Here is an 18,530-nt window from a genome sequence, read left to right as displayed (position 1 = left end):
TTGCAGATCTATACACTCGTACAAAGCTGCATCTGAAAGGCTCATGAAAACCCCTATTTTTCTCAAAAGAAAAGACACCTTTACATGTGTATGAGGTGTCCCAGCCATAAAAAATAAAAAATGCCACATCCAAGGATACGGCAAGTCCTTAGTTTTTTATAGAGGGTTTTGCTAGAACCTCTCCCGTTTACACGGATTTTTGTTCAATTTTCACAGAGGATAGTGTACCACATATTTTCCATGCAGGCTATCCTTTAATTATCATGTGATGCAGGCACTTTTTTTAGAAAAAGAAAGAGGATAAAAAAGATGCTCACATAGCCAAAAATAGGATAAACTGTTGATATCAATGTACCGTAACCAATTTTACTAATCACATAGCAGCATAAGAGAATAAGGGATATTGTCAAGACACTGTTCATTCGTATATACGCCCTCACTTGTCTCTCAAGTCCATATAAATTGCCTATGACGGATGTAAAGACTTCGCCGAAGATCACAAATAAATAAATGAGGTGAATGGAATTTGCTACTTGATACACGACCTGAGCCATTGGAATATCAAACGCCTCCAGCATATCTAATGAAGAAAGAGATAAAAAGCATACAAATAAAATAATTGTCAGCATGACGCCCCCAAGCACAGCTCCCTTTTTAATCACCGCTTCAGAGGTCATTTCATTTGCGACGGGCACTAACACTGCTTGAGAAAGTGCCAAATTAAAAGCACCATATGAGATAGCTGATAAAATCCACTCTCCCTCACCCATTTGCAGCGCAAGAACATAACTTTCACTACTGCTAAAAACGAATGAATCAAGAAACACAATCATTGAAAAGAAAATAAGCATTGGGACGACGAGAACATTGACACCAAATAATCCTTTTGATCCTTTCAAAAGCACAATTACGCTCAGAATGATCGTCAAAAAGATCCCATATTCCTTCGATATGCCTAGCTGCTCTTCAAATATAGCACCTGCGCCAGAAATCATCACTGAAGTGACGCCTAATAAAATAAAAAACATGACGACATTAATATACCTGCTTGCAGCTGCGCCAAATAGAAACCGGTTCATATCTTGATAAGACTCTGCTTCAATTCGTTTAGAAATGAGCATCATTTTTGCCCCAAGTCCAGTAAAAATAGCGCCGCTAATCAAGATTCCGAATAATCCAATCCAGCCAAAACGAACAAAAAATTCTACGATTTCTTTTCCGGTCGCAAACCCAGCTCCAACCACTGTTCCTACATATACAAAGGCAAGCTGAAAAGCGGATTCATTTGAACGTTTCATGTGACCCCTCCGCACCCATCACTTTCGATTGTCTTTTTTTATCCTATGAGACAAGTTCCTTGAAAAGAAGGACAAACCATGATTAAATGCAAAAAAGGATTTTCACCCGCCTTTGAGCAAAACAGTTGAAAGTCAAAATAGGTCAGAGTATACTATAGTCAAAGATGGTCAAACAACAGACCATTTTCTTTAACATTCATTGGTCAAATAAAGTCAAACTTTTATCATAAGGAGGTCATGGCAAATGCGTTGTCAACATTGTCAAGTAAATGAAGCAACAATTCGCCTGAATATGCAAGTGAATTCATCCCGGAGCCAAATGGTTTTATGTGAAGATTGCTACACCTCTTTGATGGAGCAATCAAAAATGAAAATGGGACCTCAATTGTTCGGAGGAAGCTCATTCTTCTCTGGGCAAGAGCAAGCAGGACATACGCAAAACGTAGAGCAGCCAAAGCAAAAAGGCTTACTTGATGAACTTGGCCGCAATTTAACAGATGGCGCAAATGCTGGTTTAATTGATCCAGTTATCGGCCGTGATGAAGAAGTCGCAAGAGTCATTGAGATTTTAAATAGAAGAAATAAAAACAATCCTGTCCTCATTGGTGAACCAGGTGTTGGGAAAACAGCGATTGCTGAAGGACTTGCATTGAAAATTGCAAGTGGCGATGTACCAAATAAATTAAAGAACAAACAAATCTATTTATTAGATGTCTCCTCCCTTGTAGCGAATACAGGGATACGTGGTCAATTTGAGGAAAGAATGAAGCAGTTAATCAAAGAACTGCAAAGCCGTAAAAATATTATCTTATTTGTAGATGAAATCCATCTTCTTGTAGGCGCTGGATCTGCCGAAGGGTCAATGGATGCTGGAAACATCTTAAAACCAGCCCTTGCACGAGGCGAACTCCAGCTAGTAGGTGCGACGACATTAAAAGAATATCGTCAAATTGAAAAAGATGCCGCACTTGAACGACGCTTCCAGCCCGTCATTGTAGATGAGCCAACAAAAGCTGAAGCGATCGAAATTTTAAAAGGCATTCAAGATAAGTACGAAAGCTACCATGGCGTCACCTATTCAGACGAAGCCATTCAAGCGTGTGTTCAATTATCTTCCCGGTATATTCAAGACCGTCATCTACCGGATAAAGCCATTGATTTAATGGATGAAGCAGGTTCAAAAGCGAACCTCTCCATTGATGCAGCAAGTGAAGATGAACTAACAAATCGTCTGAGAGAAATTGCTGATGAAAAACAAGTCGCTTTAAAAGAAGAACAATACGAAAAAGCAGCGAAGCTTCGAGATGAAGAAGAGGCCATTGAAGCTAGACTTCAAAACAAAACAAATGACAAAGAACATGTCGTCACAGCAGAAGACATTCAAGCCATTGTGGAACAAAAAACAGGCATCCCTGTCGGCAAACTGCAAGCAGACGAACAAACCAAAATGAAAGAAATTGACGTCCGCTTAAAAGCACGAGTGATCGGTCAGGAACATGCGGTTGAAAAGGTAGCGAAAGCTGTGAAGAGAAGCAGAGCCGGCTTAAAATCGAAACATAGACCAACTGGCTCCTTCCTATTCGTTGGACCAACAGGTGTCGGGAAAACCGAATTGTCAAAAACACTAGCTGAAGAATTATTTGGTTCAAGAGATGCGATCATCCGTTTAGATATGAGTGAGTACATGGAGAAACACTCAGTATCTAAGCTCATCGGTTCTCCTCCTGGTTATGTTGGACATGATGAAGCGGGTCAACTGACGGAAAAAGTACGCAGAAAACCATACAGCATCATTTTGCTGGATGAAATCGAAAAAGCACACCCTGATGTGCAGCACATGTTCCTTCAAATCATGGAAGATGGCCGGTTAACAGATAGCCAAGGTAGAACCGTCAGCTTTAAAGATACGGTCATTATTATGACAAGTAACGCAGGCAGCACAGATAAAACGGTCAAAGTCGGCTTCCAGTCTGATCAGGAAGAAGCAATTGAGGAGCAATCACTCATTGATTCACTCAGCGCCTATTTCAAGCCAGAATTCTTGAACCGTTTTGACAGCATCATTCAGTTTGATTCATTAGATCGAGATGATTTGGTGAAGATTGTGGATCTTTTGCTCAATGAGCTATCAGAACAATTAAAAGAGCAAAATTTAACAGTCCATGTGACAAATGAAGCGAAAGAAAAAATTGCAGAACTTGGATACCATCCTGCATTTGGTGCTCGTCCACTGCGAAGAACCATTCAAGAGCATGTTGAAGATCAAATGACAGAAATATTGCTTGAAGAAGAACAGCTTTCAGGATTTACTGTAGAAGTTGAAGATAACGAAATTGTCGTAAAAAAAGGATAAGTACATCTTAAGAAGGATCTATAGCTCCATCATGTTGCGGTGTCTAAGTTCCATCCGCACGCCGACGCTCCCCCGCCTCTATTCCTTTAAGATAAAAGAAAAAGAGGTGGATCACATGATGAATTGGAGCTATGATCTTGTCAAAATCATGTATGAGGAAAAATTAAAAGAGCTGCTTTTAATTGAAACCGCTCAAAGAAATTAAAAAGAAACTCCCTTTATATCAGAGGGAGTTTCTTTTTTAAGGTAATAGAAAGCGCTTTCGTCAAAAATTCTTCACAGAAACTGCCTTAATTTGATATTCAGACTAAAACCCTTCTAGAAGACACCGATATTAACTATAGAAAAAGATAGTTAAAGGATTTGGTGAGATAATGGACAAAACATCGTTAATAGGTATTATTTTAGCATTTATTGCACTGAGTGTCGGTATGGTTCTGAAAGGTGTAAGTCTAACCGCTCTTATCAACCCAGCGGCTATATTGATCATTGTGGTTGGGACGATTGCAGCTGTTGTCATCGCATTCCCATCTAGTGAAATTAAGAAAACACCAAAATTGTTCGGCAAAATTTTCAAAGACAACAAGCTTCCAACGATTCAAGAAATGATCCCTCTTTTTTCAAACTGGGCACAAATTGCGCGTCGTGAAGGTCTTTTAGCATTAGAAGCTAGCATTGAGGAAGTAGATGACGATTTCCTTAAGAACGGCTTAAGCATGGCGGTTGACGGTCAAAGTGCAGAATTTATTCGCGACGTCTTAACAGAGGAAGTTGACGCCATGTCTGAAAGACATCAGTCAGGCGCATTAATCTTTACACAAGCCGGTACATACGCTCCGACGCTTGGTGTACTTGGCGCCGTTGTCGGACTTATTGCTGCACTTGCTAACATGGGAGATATTGAAGCACTTGGACATGCAATCAGCGCAGCCTTCGTTGCCACACTGCTTGGGATTTTTACTGGGTATGTGTTATGGCATCCATTTGCCAACAAGCTAAAGCGTAAATCAAAGGAAGAAGTAAAACTTCGTCTAATTATGATCGAAGGGATCCTTTCTGTTCTTGAAGGTCAATCTCCAAAAGTGATTGAACAAAAACTTCTCATGTACTTACCAGCGAAAGAACGTGCAAATCTTGTCATTGAAGAAGGAGAAAAACAAAATGGCTAGGAAACGTAAAAAACATGATCACGATGACCATGTAGATGAATCTTGGCTGATCCCTTATGCCGATCTTCTGACGCTTCTACTCGCTCTCTTCATTGTGCTTTTTGCATCAAGTTCGATTGATGCGGCAAAGTATGAACAGATGGCCAAGTCTTTTAATGTCGTCTTTACGGGCGGTACAGGTGTCATGGATCAAACCAGCATGCAAAGCACTGAAGAAACTGAAAATAGCAACCAGACCAAAAAAGCAGCTGAAGAGGATGAAGAAGCTCAAGCGAAAGCTCGAGATCATGCCGTTCTCACAAAGGTCAAAAAGCAAGTGGATTCCTTCATTGCCAATAAGAAACTTGGAGCTAAGCTCGAAACAAAGCTCACGGACGAAGGTTTGCTCATTACGATAGAAGACAGTATCTTCTTTGATTCTGGCCGGGCGATTATTCGCCCTCAAGATGTCCCGTTAGCAAAGGAAATCTCAAAACTACTCGTCATTAACCCCGCTCGTGACATCGTCATTAGCGGACATACTGATAATGTTCCGATCAGAAATTCAGAATTTGAATCCAACTGGTATTTAAGTGCCATACGTGCTGTAAACTTTTTGAGTATTCTTCTTGAGAACAGCAATTTAAACCAAGAAAACTTTAGTACAAAAGGTTTCGGTGAATTCAAGCCAATCGCTTCAAATGACACAGCAGAAGGCAGAAGTAAAAACCGACGCGTAGAAGTACTTATTTTACCGATTGAGAAAAAAGCAAAATAAAAAAGGGAGCCCTCGGCTTCCTTTTTTATTTATTCTTTATGATCATATAAATGTTTTGCACGCAGTCCCACATGTTTAAGCATGTCAATGCAGGCATCCTTCTCTTCTTCGCTCAGGACACTGATCATCTCATGAATTTCTTTCGCATGATCTGGGAAGATATCATCAAGCAAAGCTCGTCCCTGCTCGGTAATATGCGCAAATGTGACCCTGCGGTCTTCTGCACAAGCCTTACGACTAAGGAGTTCTTTCTTCTCCAATTTATCGACCACATACGTGATGCTGCCGCTTGCAAGTAAAATTTTATCACCGATTTGCTGAAGCGGCTGATCCCCTTTATGATACAGCAATTCTAATACTGCAAATTCAGTCGGATTCAGCCCGTGCTTCACAATATGTTTGTTCATGTGATGATTAATTGAGCGATAGGCACGTGATAATACAATAAATAATTTCAAAGATTTTTCAACATTATGATTTTCCATTTTTTATCATCCTTTATGAAATACACCCCACTAATGTGACATTAATAAACAATAAGTAAAATGTCAACATTTTGATCTATCTTTAGCATGAAAATGAGACCAGAACGAATCACCTAATTTTTTAAAAATCACACAAGTCATCGTAATAAACATAGGTTCAATGCTATAATAAGTCTATTAGGTAATACGTTGGAGCGATGAATGATGAGTATACTGAAAGGGTTTTGGAAGAAGATCAGGCTGTACCTTATTTTGGTCATGATTCCAACCCTAATCATTAGTTATTTTATCTATGAAAAAGAAACGGAAAAAATCGACTTAAAAAACAAACAAACTGCTACACTTATGTTAAATATTCACAAAAACCAAATGAATTATTTAATTAGTGAAACAGAAGCGAGATTAACATCACTTGCCATGGGATTTGACCAGCCTCTTGAGACGAAAAAAGTAAAAAACATCCTAGAGAAAATCTATAAACAAGAACCTCGTTTTTCAGGCCTGTATCTCCTAGACAAAAAAGGAAATGTAACAGTAAGCACCACACCATTAAAGGAAAAAATCAACCTATCATTCAGAGATTACTTTAAGCGCATTCAAGTGACCAAGCAGACGGTGATCACAGATAACTATGTGAGCCGAATTACAAAACAGCGGATTCTTTCCATTTGCGTGCCTGTGCTGGATGAAAACGAAGAAGTCACCAATGTGCTAGTCGCCGCCATTCAAATTGATTATTTAAGAAATATTATGAATGTATTGAACCCTGATCTTCATTTTAAGATGCTGAATCAAAATGGACATGTCGTGTTTACAAGTGGTCCACAGCCAGCATCAGAAAATGGCAGCACCGTGTCTACATATTTAGATGAAAACAGCTGGAAGCTAGAGGTCTATCCGCAACGCGCTTCTACAGGTGAAGTGCTGTCTGTTATGCTGATCCCTTTATCCAGTGCTTTTATTTTATTAAATATTTTATTCACACTTGTTCAATATGTTATTTTAAGGCGTCAAACCCAGCAGGAGCGTCACCAAAATGAAGCGCAAAAGCTTGAATTAATCGGAACCCTCGCAGCAAGTACGGCACACGAAATTCGCAACCCATTAACAGGGATTAGTGGATTTATACAGCTTTTGCAAAAGAAGTATCACTCTGAAGAAGATCAGCTCTATTTTTCTGTCATTGAAGAAGAAATTAAACGAATCAATCAAATCGTCAGTGAGTTTCTTGTATTAGGGAAACCAACGGCAGAAAAATGGCAGAATAACTCTGTCAAAGAAATTGTCAGTGAGATCATGCCGATCGTTTTCTCTGAGGCGAACCTTTATAATGTTGAGGTTGATTTGCAAATTAATACGATTCAAGATGTTGGGGTATATTGCACAAAGGATCACATTAAACAAGTCGTATTAAATGTAGCGAAGAACTCGTTAGAAGCGATGCCAAATGGCGGTCATTTGAAGATTTTGATTGAGGCTGAAAAAGAACATGTCATTATTAAAGTGAAGGATACAGGCGAGGGCATACAAGAAGAAATGTTAAAACATATCTTCCTCCCTTTTATTACGTCGAAGGAAAAAGGGACAGGTCTTGGGCTTGTTGTGTGTAAACGAATCATTTCGATGTATGGCGGAACAATTGATATCGAGAGCGAAGTGAATAAAGGAACAACCGTCATGATCATGCTTCCTTCTGCTCACTCAGCATAGCTGAAACATTCAGCCGGTTTTGCTTAGGCAAGACCGGTTTTTTCATTTCAATAAGAGGGACGGTTCACAGATAGAAGACTCATTTGAGTTACAAGATCATGAAAGGAGGGGGCAGATTGTTTCTCATGAAAAAGGAGATGCTGATACTCATTCATCAGGTTGTCCAGTTCTTGACTATATTTAATTGTCGTCTCACCAGTGTAGCCTTCTGCTTGAGCAGCTTCTACCATCTGTTTTCTCTTCTCATCAATGGACATTAGCAATTGTTCTTTTCTTACATAAATATTCATGATCTCAGCTCCCGCAATGAATTCGACTGTCTATGCTCAAAATGATCCGACACCAAAATTATACTTTATTTGTAAATTAAATTAAATATGCTAATTTTATTTAATTTTTTACAGCCTAAAGACCTCTTACCCAATCATATTTGGGGGTAAACTTCAAATTTGGACAGGACTGACACATGGATTAAACAGAATTTTATCCTATGTAGAAGATCAAAATCAACTATTTTCTTTCTCATTTTATGTCTATTTCCCTAAAAAAAAGCTGATCTTCCGCCTCATGCGGAATGATCAGCTTTTGTCATTAAACCTTTTCTTCCTCGTAAATTGGCACCCAGCCCTCAGTTGTGACAAATATGCGAACGGCAACCACTTTTCGATCCTCTTGAAGTGTAAAATAGTGACGAATATGTGGCGGAACAGAAATTAAATCGCCTGGATTCAGTCTCACGTCAAAAAAGACGCCATCCTTACCTTGAATGGCAAAGATTCCATGTCCGCTTACAATAAAGCGTACTTCGTCATCTGTATGGTGATGCTCACGCTGAAAATTTTGGAGCAGGTCATCTAGGTTTGGTGTGGCGTCAGATAATGAAATCACATCCTGCGCTTTGTATCCTCGTTTTTCAGATATACTCTCGATTTCCTTTTGGAAAACAGTCAAAATCTCTTCCTTTTCCTCATCTGTTAAATCATACTTTTCTGATAATCGGTTTGGCAGCTTTGCAATATCCCAATGCTCATAAATGACCCCTTGGTTTTCTAAATAGGCTGCCACCTCTTGCTCGCTTTCAAGTAATGTGTTCTCTTCGTTATGAATCAAAATCGTCGCCATGTGCTTTTCCTCCTTTTTATGTGACAAGCTGCTTTTGATAAAGCGTTAATTTCAAGTGGTAGCTAAACAAAAATTCATACGCCTCTAATACTCGTTTTGCTTCTGAGGCTGTTTTTCCCCAGACTGTGATGCCGTGATTTCGAATGAGCACAGCACCTGATTCCGACTCTTCAGTGAGATGCTTTGCAAATTGTGCTGCAAGATGCGGGATATGGGCTGGATTTTCAATAATCGGTAACGACACTTCTGCTTCCTCTTCCCAGTAACCAAGCGCTTTGATGATTTCGTTTCCTTTGAAACGAACCTCGCCCTTATCCCCATACAGCTCAGACATCACATTATTATCGATTGTATGAACATGGAGACAGCAGCCTGCATTCGTCTGCTCATACACGTAGTTGTGAAGCAAAGTTTCAGCTGATGGTCTTAGCGGTTCGTTCGGATCAACAGGCTTACCTGCTGCATTTACTAAAACAAAGTCTTCATCTGTTTCTTTTCGTTTATCTTTACCGCTTGCCGTCACCAAAAACGTGATTGGATCATCCGACACCTTGATCGATAAATTGCCGCTTGTTCCGTAAAACCAGTCTCTTTGTGCCAGTTCACGTTTGACGTCTGCTAGCTCCTGCCAGCGCTTGCTCTTTGCGTCTGCCATTCCTTCACTTCCTTTATTTGATCAAATTGTGCTTTAAGATCAAGAAATGTTTCATACTCTAGATGGACAAGCCCGAGCTCTTTACATTCGTTTAGCAAGTAGTCACGCGCAAATGTGAGATCCGCATGCTTTGCCGCCTCCACATCGGTGACTGAATCTCCAATCATGATAATGAAGTCATTCTCACAGGTCAGCTCTCGAATGATTGACGGCTTGCAGCATCCGCAGCCATTTTGACATTGCGAATCGCAGGCATGCGGCCATTCAATCTGAATATGCTCTTCCCCAAATGACGCATGATTGCAATAAATATCGTCTCGATCCACAATGCCCTCGAGTATGGGATAAACAAAGAAGTCCATCCCGCCGCTTAGCACATAGAAGGGAATATCAGCCTTTTTCACATGATCAACAAATTGCTTGAATCCTTCTCGAATCTCTGTATCTTCTAAAATAAACGATTGAATGGCTTCTTTTTGATCACTCGTCAGTAATTGAAACATCTGCCCGACGCCTTCTTGAATGGTGATCTCCTTTGTGAGAACATCGTCCTTCAGCTTCGTCCATTCGCTTGGTGCAAAGTGTTTCATGATGCGAATGATATTATCATTTTTCGTAATGGTTCCATCAAAATCACAACATACAATTGGTTTTTTCATTTATTCTGCTACCCTTCCCCATAGTTCAAGTGCTGCATTTAAATCTTGACAAGAAGCTGCCTTCTCTTGGATCGACTCTCCATGTATCACCGCATCAATGATCGATCGAAATGCTTTCCCTCCGCCGATGGCTCCACGCGGATGTCCGTGAATTCCTCCACCAGCATTTATCACATGATCGAGTCCAAAATCTTTCATCAAAACTGGAACCATTCCAGGATGAATGCCTGCTGACGGAACAGGGAACGTTTTTTGAACCGAATCCTCTTTTACACAAGCTTCATAGATTCCAAAGGCATCTTTTTTCGGAAGTGCGACCGACCCATACGGTGAGGGAAAAAGACTCAAATCAGCGCCAGCATATCGATTTAATTTACCTAAAAGAAGAGAATGGGAGAATCCATATTCGTGCGATGATGTCAAAGCGCCGCTTACTGCGGGATGGGCCATAATAGGCAATCGAATATCTGGATCCTCAGCTAAGCTTTGCATGACATCTAACCCGTAGGCAAAAACATTGAATAAGAGTGCATCTGCTCCAAGCTCAGCTGCCTTTCTTGCTCGATCCTTTAGTTCAAAGGTTCTGCCTGTTAAATTAACGGCATATAGCGTTCGGTGCCCTGTCTCTTCATATGTTTCTTTTAATATCTTTTTTCCTTCTTTGATTCGTTCTTCAAAAGGGGCTAGTGGGCTCTCAAATAAAATTTCATCGTCTTTGATAAAGTCAACGCCGCCTAATGCTTGTAAACGGAGCTGTTCTTTTAAATCTGCCATATCACGGCCAATGACACCTTTAAAAATACTCATCAACAAAGGTCGATCAAACACGCCTACTTTTTTTCGTATGCCATCAATTCCAAATACCGGTCCTGGCAGACTTCTTTTCAATCGATCCGAGAATTGAATGTCGATTAGCTTCACTTTTCCATCTAGTGAAAGCTTTCCAAAGATCGTCGTCAAAACGGCCGGAATATCCGCTGAAAAGTTAGCCTCAGGATAAGCAATGGTCACCTCAGATTGATATAGGCCATTTTCGGCTGGAGCAAACTTTTCTGATACCTTTTCCACCCGGCCTTTATGCTTTTGAAGCTGCTCTTTTTTGAGCTGCGGCAAATCCGTCCATGATCCAACTGTTAAACCAAGCGCGATCTGCTCCGCTTTTCGGTTTACTTGTTCATCCTCTCGATGTGTTAATACGTATGTTGCCAGTAATTCACTCACTAGGAATCCCCTTTCGATTGCGTCATGCATATGGTCAATAAAAAAACCTCTCCAAGTGCTTTATCAGCGCCTTAAAGAGGTTGTTTCGTGTCATTCATCCGAATCTTATCTCTCAGCGCTTGCTGCAAGAATTAGCACCGTGCTTCATGGAAGTCGGTTGCCGGGCTTCATTGGGCTAGTCCCTCTGCCTACTCTTGATAAGAATATTCAATTTTCTTAAATATTGTCTGAATTATCGCACCGTTTATTCATGTTGTCAATGGCTTATTTTCAAACAGATTCAAGGAATCGATTCGCCGAGCGGCTTCTTTTAACCGCTCCTCATTTGTTAAAAGTCCTACTCTCACGTATCCTTCACCGTGAGTACCAAACCCATTCCCCGGCGCCACAACCACATGTGCTTTCTCTAATAATACGCCAGCAAAAGATTCAGATGTATATCCTTCTGGCACCTTTAGCCAAGCAAAAAACGACCCCTTTGGTGCAGTGACCTCCCAGCCAATCTCCTTGCAGGCAGCAATCCACACATTTCGCCGATTCTCATATCGATCATTTTGCACCTGTACGCACGTTTGGTCGCTTAACAAAGCTTCCGCTGCCGCATCTTGAGTGGCTTTGAACAGTGAAACAAACAGGTGATCCTGATAAAGCTCAATCGCTTCAATAACAGACGGATTTCCTGCTGCAAAACCTACTCTCCAGCCGGCCATATTATACGTTTTAGACAATGTGTATATTTCAATTCCTGTCTCTTTCGCTCCATCTGTTTGCAAAAAGCTGATTGGCTTTTCCCCATCAAACCCAATGCCGCCATAGGCAAAATCATGGACAACACAGAGCTTGTGATCTTTTGCGAATGTAACGGTTTCTTCAAAAAATGAACGGCTTGCCGTGGCACCTGTCGGATTGTTGGGATAATTTAAATACATCAACTTTGCTTTTTCCTTAACATCCTCAGGCAACCTGTCATAGTCAGGTAAAAAATCATTTTGTTCAAGAAGCGGCAGCGTCACCATCTGAGCTCCAGCAAGTACGGCACCTGACCAATAATCAGGATAACCTGGGTCTGGAACAAGGAGCGTATCACCGGGATTCAGCAGGCATTGCGGCAGCTCAACAAGCCCCGCTTTCCCGCCAAATAAAATCGCAATTTCCTTCATCGGATCAAGCGTGACACCATATTCTCTTTCATAAAAGGCAGCGGCAGCCTTTTTTAATTTCGCTGTTCCGCGGAATGACGAGTATTGATGATTTTCAGGTTTTAATACCGCTTCCTGCATGGCTTTTACAATGTGCGCGGGAGTTGGCTGGTCAGGATTTCCCTGCCCTAAATTAATAATATCTGCGCCTTCCTGCACCTTTTTCTGGACCTTTTGGACAAGGGATGCAAAAAATTGTGTCGGTAATTGTTTCAATACATCTGATTGCTGGAATTCCATTTTTCTTCACCTTCTATTCAAGTTACGTAGCAATACAAATACTGTAATGGATTGTTTTACGAATTGTAAAGCAATTTTGAAAAAGGATTGACATGTGAAGCGCAGCTCTGATAATATCTTGAATTAAGAAATGCAAACAGACACGAGACAATGACATATTGATTTCTCTTATCGAGAGTTGGGCGAGGGATTTGGCCTTTTGACCCCAACAGCAACCGACCGTTAATACCACTGTGAAGTGGGGCGCAGCAAGTAAGCGCCAAGACAATTGTCTTATAGGGCACGGTGCTAATTCCATCAGACGTATGTGCTGAGAGATAAGAGAGGCTTTGAGCATACACACCATCAAGCCTCTTTCTCTCAGGAGAAAGAGGCTTTTTTATATGATTTGGAGGGGAAGCAATTGGTTACACTTACGGCATCATATGAAGAATTAACAGAAAGCTCGGCAGTTGCACTCGCAATTAGACTTGGCTTGATCCAAGAAAGCAGTCATTTGACATGTACGGAAATCGGGGACGGGAATTTAAATTACGTCTTTCATATTTTTGATCATAAACAAGAAAAAGGTTTGATCATCAAGCAGGCACTGCCCTACGCCAAGGTGGTCGGAGAGAGCTGGCCGCTTACATTAGACCGTGCGAGAATCGAAAGTACTGCCCTGATCAAGCAGTCAGAGTATACACCGCACCTCGTACCAGCAGTCTATTATTCAGATACAGCTCTTGCTGTGACGGCAATGGAGGATCTATCACACCTCGAAATCGTCAGAAAAGGGCTAATTGCCGGAAAACAATATCCGCATTTATCCGATCATGTCGGAGAATTTTTAGGAAAAACACTTTTTTACACTTCTGACTTTGCCACAAATCCTAAAATTAAAAAACAATTTGTGAAGCAATTTACGAATCCGGACCTTTGTGACATTACCGAAAAGCTCGTCTTCACAGATCCTTTCTTTGATAGCGGCACAAATGATTTCGAAGAAGAATTAAGAGAAGCTGCCGAAGCACTTTGGGCAGATCTTGAAGTGCAGGCAAAAGCAGCTGAATTGAAGCGTATTTTCCTGACATCTGCCGAAACACTTGTTCATGGAGATCTTCATACAGGCAGTATTTTTGCAAGTGAGACGGAAACAAAAATCATTGATCCAGAATTCGCTTTTTATGGTCCCTTCGGATTCGATATTGGTCATTTTATCGCTAACCTGTTCTTGAATGCTTTGTCCCGTGAGAATGAACACGATCAGCAGCACCTTTTTGACCATGTCGTCAATGTATGGGCAACCTTCAAAGAAGTGTTCGCAAAAGCTTGGAAAGAAGACAGCATTGAAGCGTTTAGTGTATCAGACAGTTTTTTAGAAACAACCTTTGACCGTATTTTAAAAGAAGCGACAGGCTTTGCGGGCTGTGAACTTATCCGCCGAACGATTGGCCTTGCTCATGCCGCTGATCTCGATGCGATTCCATCACCATCTAGACGGATTCAGCAGAAAAAAGCAGCACTTAAGCTCGGAAAAGCATTCATCAAACAATATCATGCAGTGGAAACAGCGTCTGACCTCGTCGCATTATTCCAGCAATCTGTAAAGGAGTGACGGGTTTTGTCTAAAGAATTTGAAGTCCCCCGTTCTGTCGAATGGGAAGAAAACCATATTAACATTTTGAATCAGCAAAAATTACCGGCTGAAACTGAGTTTGAGCATCTATATACAAAAGAAGACGTGTATGATGCCATTGTCACGTTAAAAGTGCGGGGAGCACCTGCCATTGGCATTACAGCAGCTTTTGGACTGGCGCTCAGTGCCCAAGACATTGAGACAGAAGAAATTGATGTGTTTAGACAAGAAGTCATTCAGATAAAAGAATATTTAAACAGTGCTCGTCCAACCGCTGTGAATCTAGCTTGGGCATTAGAGCGATTGTTGCAGCGCATTGATCGTGCAGCTTCGGTCAATGCAGCCAAAACAGACCTTGTCCATGAGGCCATTCAAATTCAAATTGAAGATGAAGAAACATGCAGACAAATCGGTCAAAATGCACTCCAGCTCTTTAAATCGGGTGATCGGATTATGACCATTTGCAATGCAGGCTCCATCGCCACGAGCCGGTACGGAACAGCCCTTGCTCCATTTTATTTAGCCAAAAAGAAAAATCTCGACCTTCACATTTATGCCTGTGAAACACGCCCTGTTCTCCAAGGGGCTAGGCTGACAACATGGGAACTCATGCAAGGCGGCGTAGATGTGACGCTCATTACAGATAACATGGCAGCCCATACGATGAAAGAAAAACAAATTTCTGCAGTCATTGTTGGAGCTGATCGCATTGCCCGTAATGGAGATGCGGCGAACAAGATTGGCACGTTAAGTCTCGCCATTTTAGCCAAGCATTTTCAAATTCCGTTTTTTATAGCTGCACCGCTTTCTACCTTTGATATCTCAACCAAAAACGGGGCAGATATTCCAATAGAAGAGCGTGACCCGCTGGAAGTAAAGGAATTAAACGGCGTCCAAATTGCACCACCTGATGTTCAGGTATTCAATCCCGCCTTTGATGTCACTCCTCACCATCTCATTTCAGGGATCATTACAGAGAAAGGGATTATCACGTCGAACTATACAGAAGAGATTGATGCTCTGTTCACTGAAGGCATCTCACTCTGATCATAAAAAAAGCGCCGTGTACTTCTTATTTAAGAGCACCGCGCTTTTTTATTTCATTCGTTTTTGCTAAAATTTCTTTTTTCTGTTCTTCTGTCAAAACCTTCATTTTGACACATAGTGATGTGACGGCATACATTTTATTCTTTTTGTCCCAAAACATTCCCTAGCGCCCTCCTTTTTCCCTCAACCAACTTTTTTAGCTTAATAAAAGGATATGTCGCTTGGAAAACATTTGGAACAGGTCAATCGATTTATTTTTGAACAAATGGGATACCTTCTAATTCAAGCAGAACCGCTTTCATATCTGTCTTCGTTCCTGCATAGCCCGTCAGAGAACGGTCTTTTCCAATCACTCTGTGACAAGGGATAAAAATAGGTAATGCATTGCGTCTATTGGCTTGTCCAATCGCTCTCACAGCCTTTGGGTTACCAATTGCTTCTGCAATGTCTGCATAACTTTTTGATTCACCATACGGAATAGTCGAAAGTGCTGCCCACACTTGCTCTTGAAACGAAGTTCCCTTTTGCTTGAGCGGGAGATCGAATTCTTGGCGCTCACCCTTGAAATATTCATCTAGCTGCTTTTTTGCTTCTTGTAATACAGACGTTTCTTCTTCTTTTAGATTGGCTTCCTGTTTTTTTGCTAAAAACGGCTCATCATCAAACATCACTTCGATGATGGCGTCGTCTTTTTCTAGTATGTATAGTGCCCCAATTGGTGCGTGATAGACGGTATAATACACGTTAATGCTCTCCTTCTTGTTTCTTCTGCCTCAGTGGCAGCGTGAGATGAAAGACGGTTCCTACCCCTTCCTCACTTTCTACCTCAATCGTTCCTTGATGCTCTTCAATAATTTTATAACTAACCATTAAGCCAAGTCCAGTTCCTCTTTCTTTTGTCGTATAAAATGGTTCCCCTAGACGCCTCAGCTTGTCCTCTGCCATTCCGCACCCTTCATCCCGCAGTGAAATGACAATATGCTCTTCGCCCTTCCGCTGAATGCTCACATAGACATTTCCTTTTCTCGGCATGACTTCAATTGCATTTTTTAAAATGTTAATAAAGACTTGTTTTAATTGGTTTTGTTCACAATAAATGAGCGGAATCTCATCAATCACATTGAGATGCATTTGAACGTTGCCAAGATTCGCCTGTGCGTGCAACAGATCCATCGTGTCTTTCACAATTTGCACCACATTTTTTTCTTCAAATACGATGGCTTGCGGCTTTGCTAAAATCAAAAATTCGGTGATGATCGATTCAATTCTTTTCAGCTCTGAAGTGATGACATTGAAATAGAGCGAATACTCCCCTTCTATATTTCCTTTTAGCAGCTGAATGAAGCCTTTTAATGCTGTCATCGGGTTTCTAATTTCATGCGCAATTCCAGCGGCAAGCTCTCCGACCACATGAAGGGTATCTGATTTTCTCACCCGTTCTTCTAATTCCTTCCGCTCTGTCACATCTCTAAAGATCGCCAAATTCATATTATGAATGATGTTGCGTTTAAAAGAGAATTCCAATATCCGCTGATCTGGGTGGTTCAGCACAAATGGCACTTCATTGTCCATTTCATCTAATGACATCGCCTGGGCAGGCTGTGCCAAATGTTCAATTTGATAAGGCGCAAGGATGTGGAAAAGGTTCATTTCCGTTAAATGATCACTTTTCAATCCTAGTAGCTCGCTTGCGGATGGATTGACTTCGATAATGCGGTATTGGTTATCAAACAGAACAATACCGTCCATTGATCCATTAAATACTTTACGAAATTTGAGCTCACTTTCGCGCAGCTCCTCCTCCATCCTTTTTCGATCACTCACATTACGTAAAATGGTTAAGTGCTGTCCTTCTAATACCGCATGCTTTGATGTAAACTCGAGCTCTTTAAACTGACCATTTGCCATTCTGAACAAAAGCTCTTCCCTTATTTCGTGATTCCGAATATATCGTCTTCTAGTCGGTCTATATCTCTGATCAGATTTCACGAGAAAGTCTGTGAGTTTTTTGCCAATCAGTGAATGCATAGGCAATTCAAAAATGCGGCAGGCTGATTCATTGGCTCTCACAATCTCTCCATCATCCGCCCATATGATGATCGCATCCATTGCATTTTCAAAAATTTCTCTAAAGCGTTCCTCACTTTTTAACAGCTTTTCTTCCATTAACCTTTTTTCTGTAATATCCCGCATGATCGACATATAAAAACCACTCATCACATTTGATGTAATGGTGAGCTCGAATAATTTGTACTGGCCAGATTGAAGGGTAACGGGAAGTTCTCCCTTGGCTTTCCCTGTTTCTTTAAGTGACGTTAAAAGGTGCTGTAAGGATGGAAGATTTTCTTCGTCGACAAATTCATGTAAATAGCGATCGGTTAAATCAGTCTTTTGCAGCTCAAAGCTCTGACAAAAAGAATGATTCGCATCAATCATGCAGCCATCCTGATCAAAAATGACCATCCCGTCAATGGCTCGGTCAAACAAATCTTTGAACAGCTGCTCATTCATGGAGCGTTCTCGTTCTAATATTTTCTTTGAGGAAATATCTCGCATGACGACAATATATTGCTGATTCATGGTGTCGTGCTCTGCGACAAATTCAATGTATTTTGTTTCACCATTTTCCAGCTGAATGGAGATTTCTCTTTTTAACGTACCTTTTCGAAAAAATAGATCGAGTGAGCATTCAATTTTATCTTTCGGGATGCCGTAAAGGAAATCTAGAACGGATTTATTGAGGAGGTCTTCTTTCGGTGTCTGTACAAGCCTGCATGTTGCTTCATTGGCTTGGATGATGTTGAGGTGCTGATCAAATATAAAAATGGCATCTAACGTCTTATTTAACAGCATTTTTTGCTGCATCAACTCTGTTCGCAAATATTCGTTCTCTTTTTCTAATTTTCTGATATCTTCTGCGCCATCGAGCGTTTCAGTCATTCTCTTACACTCCTTTTCCAGCCTCATTCCTCTACAATATTTCTACAATATTTTCAT

General features: G+C 40.9%; 17 protein-coding genes and 3 riboswitches. Of the genes, 6 read left to right on the top strand and 11 right to left on the bottom strand.

Going from position 1 to position 18,530, the window contains the following annotated elements; all coding sequences use genetic code 11:
- Positions 1-142: 142 nt before the first annotated feature.
- Positions 143-187, bottom strand: a riboswitch (PreQ1 riboswitch).
- Between the two features lie 67 nt (positions 188-254).
- Positions 255-1,298: a hypothetical protein gene (locus tag MHB83_RS11495; RefSeq protein ID WP_335355804.1), complete on the bottom strand. Its 1,044-nt coding sequence runs from the start codon at positions 1,296-1,298 to the stop codon at positions 255-257.
- Between the two features lie 244 nt (positions 1,299-1,542).
- Here MHB83_RS11495 and MHB83_RS11490 point away from each other — a divergent pair, with 244 nt between their 5' ends.
- The 3 genes from MHB83_RS11490 (at position 1,543) to motB (ending at position 5,577) form a co-directional block, all read left to right on the top strand.
- Entirely contained in the window at positions 1,543-3,651 is a 2,109-nt protein-coding gene (locus MHB83_RS11490; RefSeq protein WP_342496332.1) for an ATP-dependent Clp protease ATP-binding subunit, read from the top strand.
- Positions 3,652-4,025: 374 nt separating this feature from the next.
- A complete protein-coding gene (motA, locus tag MHB83_RS11485; protein WP_003212085.1) occupies positions 4,026-4,820 on the top strand; it encodes a flagellar motor stator protein MotA in 795 nt (264 codons plus the stop codon).
- Positions 4,813-5,577, top strand: coding sequence for a flagellar motor protein MotB (motB, locus tag MHB83_RS11480; RefSeq protein WP_003211671.1), 765 nt, complete (start codon positions 4,813-4,815; stop codon positions 5,575-5,577). The genes motA and motB overlap by 8 nt, the downstream gene beginning before the upstream one ends.
- A gap of 29 nt (positions 5,578-5,606) precedes the next feature.
- Here motB and MHB83_RS11475 read toward each other — a convergent pair whose 3' ends face one another.
- Positions 5,607-6,062, bottom strand: a complete 456-nt coding sequence (locus tag MHB83_RS11475; RefSeq protein ID WP_003211701.1) for a MarR family transcriptional regulator — start codon at positions 6,060-6,062, stop codon at positions 5,607-5,609.
- 204 nt (positions 6,063-6,266) lie between these two features.
- On the opposite strand from MHB83_RS11475, the gene MHB83_RS11470 reads away from it, so the two are divergent.
- Positions 6,267-7,772 (top strand): ATP-binding protein, encoded by a 1,506-nt coding sequence (locus MHB83_RS11470; RefSeq protein ID WP_034619953.1) that lies wholly within the window; start codon positions 6,267-6,269, stop codon positions 7,770-7,772.
- 47 nt (positions 7,773-7,819) lie between these two features.
- Here MHB83_RS11470 and MHB83_RS11465 read toward each other — a convergent pair whose 3' ends face one another.
- From MHB83_RS11465 to MHB83_RS11440, 6 genes are all read right to left on the bottom strand, one after another.
- Positions 7,820-8,062: an aspartyl-phosphate phosphatase Spo0E family protein gene (locus MHB83_RS11465; protein ID WP_050945168.1), complete on the bottom strand. Its 243-nt coding sequence runs from the start codon at positions 8,060-8,062 to the stop codon at positions 7,820-7,822.
- Between the two features lie 301 nt (positions 8,063-8,363).
- Positions 8,364-8,894, bottom strand: coding sequence for a cupin domain-containing protein (locus tag MHB83_RS11460; protein ID WP_003210925.1), 531 nt, complete (start codon positions 8,892-8,894; stop codon positions 8,364-8,366).
- A 16-nt stretch (positions 8,895-8,910) separates the two neighbouring features.
- Positions 8,911-9,549 (bottom strand): methylthioribulose 1-phosphate dehydratase, encoded by a 639-nt coding sequence (locus tag MHB83_RS11455; RefSeq protein ID WP_106032400.1) that lies wholly within the window; start codon positions 9,547-9,549, stop codon positions 8,911-8,913.
- Complete coding sequence (locus MHB83_RS11450) at positions 9,513-10,208, bottom strand: 2-hydroxy-3-keto-5-methylthiopentenyl-1-phosphate phosphatase (RefSeq protein WP_335365032.1); 696 nt, start codon at positions 10,206-10,208, stop codon at positions 9,513-9,515. Before MHB83_RS11450 ends, MHB83_RS11455 begins: the two co-directional genes overlap by 37 nt.
- A complete protein-coding gene (gene mtnW, locus MHB83_RS11445; protein WP_284906287.1) occupies positions 10,209-11,429 on the bottom strand; it encodes a 2,3-diketo-5-methylthiopentyl-1-phosphate enolase in 1,221 nt (406 codons plus the stop codon).
- Between the two features lie 102 nt (positions 11,430-11,531).
- Positions 11,532-11,633, bottom strand: a riboswitch (SAM riboswitch).
- A gap of 44 nt (positions 11,634-11,677) precedes the next feature.
- Positions 11,678-12,868, bottom strand: a complete 1,191-nt coding sequence (locus MHB83_RS11440; protein WP_050945172.1) for a pyridoxal phosphate-dependent aminotransferase — start codon at positions 12,866-12,868, stop codon at positions 11,678-11,680.
- Between the two features lie 165 nt (positions 12,869-13,033).
- Positions 13,034-13,192: riboswitch (SAM riboswitch) on the top strand.
- 79 nt (positions 13,193-13,271) lie between these two features.
- On the opposite strand from MHB83_RS11440, the gene mtnK reads away from it, so the two are divergent.
- Complete coding sequence (gene mtnK / locus MHB83_RS11435) at positions 13,272-14,465, top strand: S-methyl-5-thioribose kinase (protein ID WP_342496331.1); 1,194 nt, start codon at positions 13,272-13,274, stop codon at positions 14,463-14,465.
- Between the two features lie 6 nt (positions 14,466-14,471).
- On the top strand, positions 14,472-15,533 hold the full coding sequence (gene mtnA, locus MHB83_RS11430; protein WP_050945174.1) for an S-methyl-5-thioribose-1-phosphate isomerase: 1,062 nt from the start codon (positions 14,472-14,474) through the stop codon (positions 15,531-15,533).
- A 25-nt stretch (positions 15,534-15,558) separates the two neighbouring features.
- Here the strand turns inward: mtnA and MHB83_RS11425 are convergent, their stop codons facing one another.
- The 3 genes from MHB83_RS11425 to MHB83_RS11415 all read right to left on the bottom strand — a co-directional run bounded on the left by MHB83_RS11425 (position 15,559) and on the right by MHB83_RS11415 (position 18,473).
- On the bottom strand, positions 15,559-15,693 hold the full coding sequence (locus MHB83_RS11425) for a hypothetical protein (RefSeq protein ID WP_003211599.1): 135 nt from the start codon (positions 15,691-15,693) through the stop codon (positions 15,559-15,561).
- 91 nt (positions 15,694-15,784) lie between these two features.
- The gene (locus MHB83_RS11420) at positions 15,785-16,276 is read right to left on the bottom strand and encodes a methylated-DNA--[protein]-cysteine S-methyltransferase (protein WP_106918386.1); all 492 of its coding nucleotides are present in this window, start codon (positions 16,274-16,276) and stop codon (positions 15,785-15,787) included.
- A 1-nt stretch (position 16,277) separates the two neighbouring features.
- Positions 16,278-18,473 (bottom strand): PAS domain-containing sensor histidine kinase, encoded by a 2,196-nt coding sequence (locus MHB83_RS11415; protein ID WP_050945176.1) that lies wholly within the window; start codon positions 18,471-18,473, stop codon positions 16,278-16,280.
- Between the last annotated feature and the right edge of the window lie 57 nt (positions 18,474-18,530).

It is taken from the genome of Bacillus sp. FSL K6-3149, from assembly GCF_038630515.1.
Classification (GTDB): Bacteria; Bacillota; Bacilli; order Bacillales; family Bacillaceae; genus Bacillus; species Bacillus pumilus.
The sequence above is the reverse complement of the archived record's forward strand: the minus strand, read 5'-3'. Positions and strand labels throughout refer to the sequence as shown.

Excerpts from the sequence above, each read along its gene's own strand:
- motA (WP_003212085.1), top strand. The coding sequence starts at position 4,026 with ATGGACAAAACATCGTTAATAGGTATTATTTTAGCATTTATTGCACTG.
- MHB83_RS11415 (WP_050945176.1), bottom strand. The coding sequence starts at position 18,473 with ATGACTGAAACGCTCGATGGCGCAGAAGATATCAGAAAATTAGAAAAA.
- motB (WP_003211671.1), top strand. The coding sequence starts at position 4,813 with ATGGCTAGGAAACGTAAAAAACATGATCACGATGACCATGTAGATGAA.
- MHB83_RS11465 (WP_050945168.1), bottom strand. The coding sequence starts at position 8,062 with ATGAATATTTATGTAAGAAAAGAACAATTGCTAATGTCCATTGATGAG.
- MHB83_RS11470 (WP_034619953.1), top strand. The coding sequence starts at position 6,267 with ATGAGTATACTGAAAGGGTTTTGGAAGAAGATCAGGCTGTACCTTATT.
- MHB83_RS11460 (WP_003210925.1), bottom strand. The coding sequence starts at position 8,894 with ATGGCGACGATTTTGATTCATAACGAAGAGAACACATTACTTGAAAGC.
- MHB83_RS11425 (WP_003211599.1), bottom strand. The coding sequence starts at position 15,693 with ATGTTTTGGGACAAAAAGAATAAAATGTATGCCGTCACATCACTATGT.
- MHB83_RS11490 (WP_342496332.1), top strand. The coding sequence starts at position 1,543 with ATGCGTTGTCAACATTGTCAAGTAAATGAAGCAACAATTCGCCTGAAT.
- MHB83_RS11440 (WP_050945172.1), bottom strand. The coding sequence starts at position 12,868 with ATGGAATTCCAGCAATCAGATGTATTGAAACAATTACCGACACAATTT.
- MHB83_RS11475 (WP_003211701.1), bottom strand. The coding sequence starts at position 6,062 with ATGGAAAATCATAATGTTGAAAAATCTTTGAAATTATTTATTGTATTA.
- MHB83_RS11450 (WP_335365032.1), bottom strand. The coding sequence starts at position 10,208 with ATGAAAAAACCAATTGTATGTTGTGATTTTGATGGAACCATTACGAAA.
- MHB83_RS11455 (WP_106032400.1), bottom strand. The coding sequence starts at position 9,549 with ATGGCAGACGCAAAGAGCAAGCGCTGGCAGGAGCTAGCAGACGTCAAA.
- MHB83_RS11495 (WP_335355804.1), bottom strand. The coding sequence starts at position 1,298 with ATGAAACGTTCAAATGAATCCGCTTTTCAGCTTGCCTTTGTATATGTA.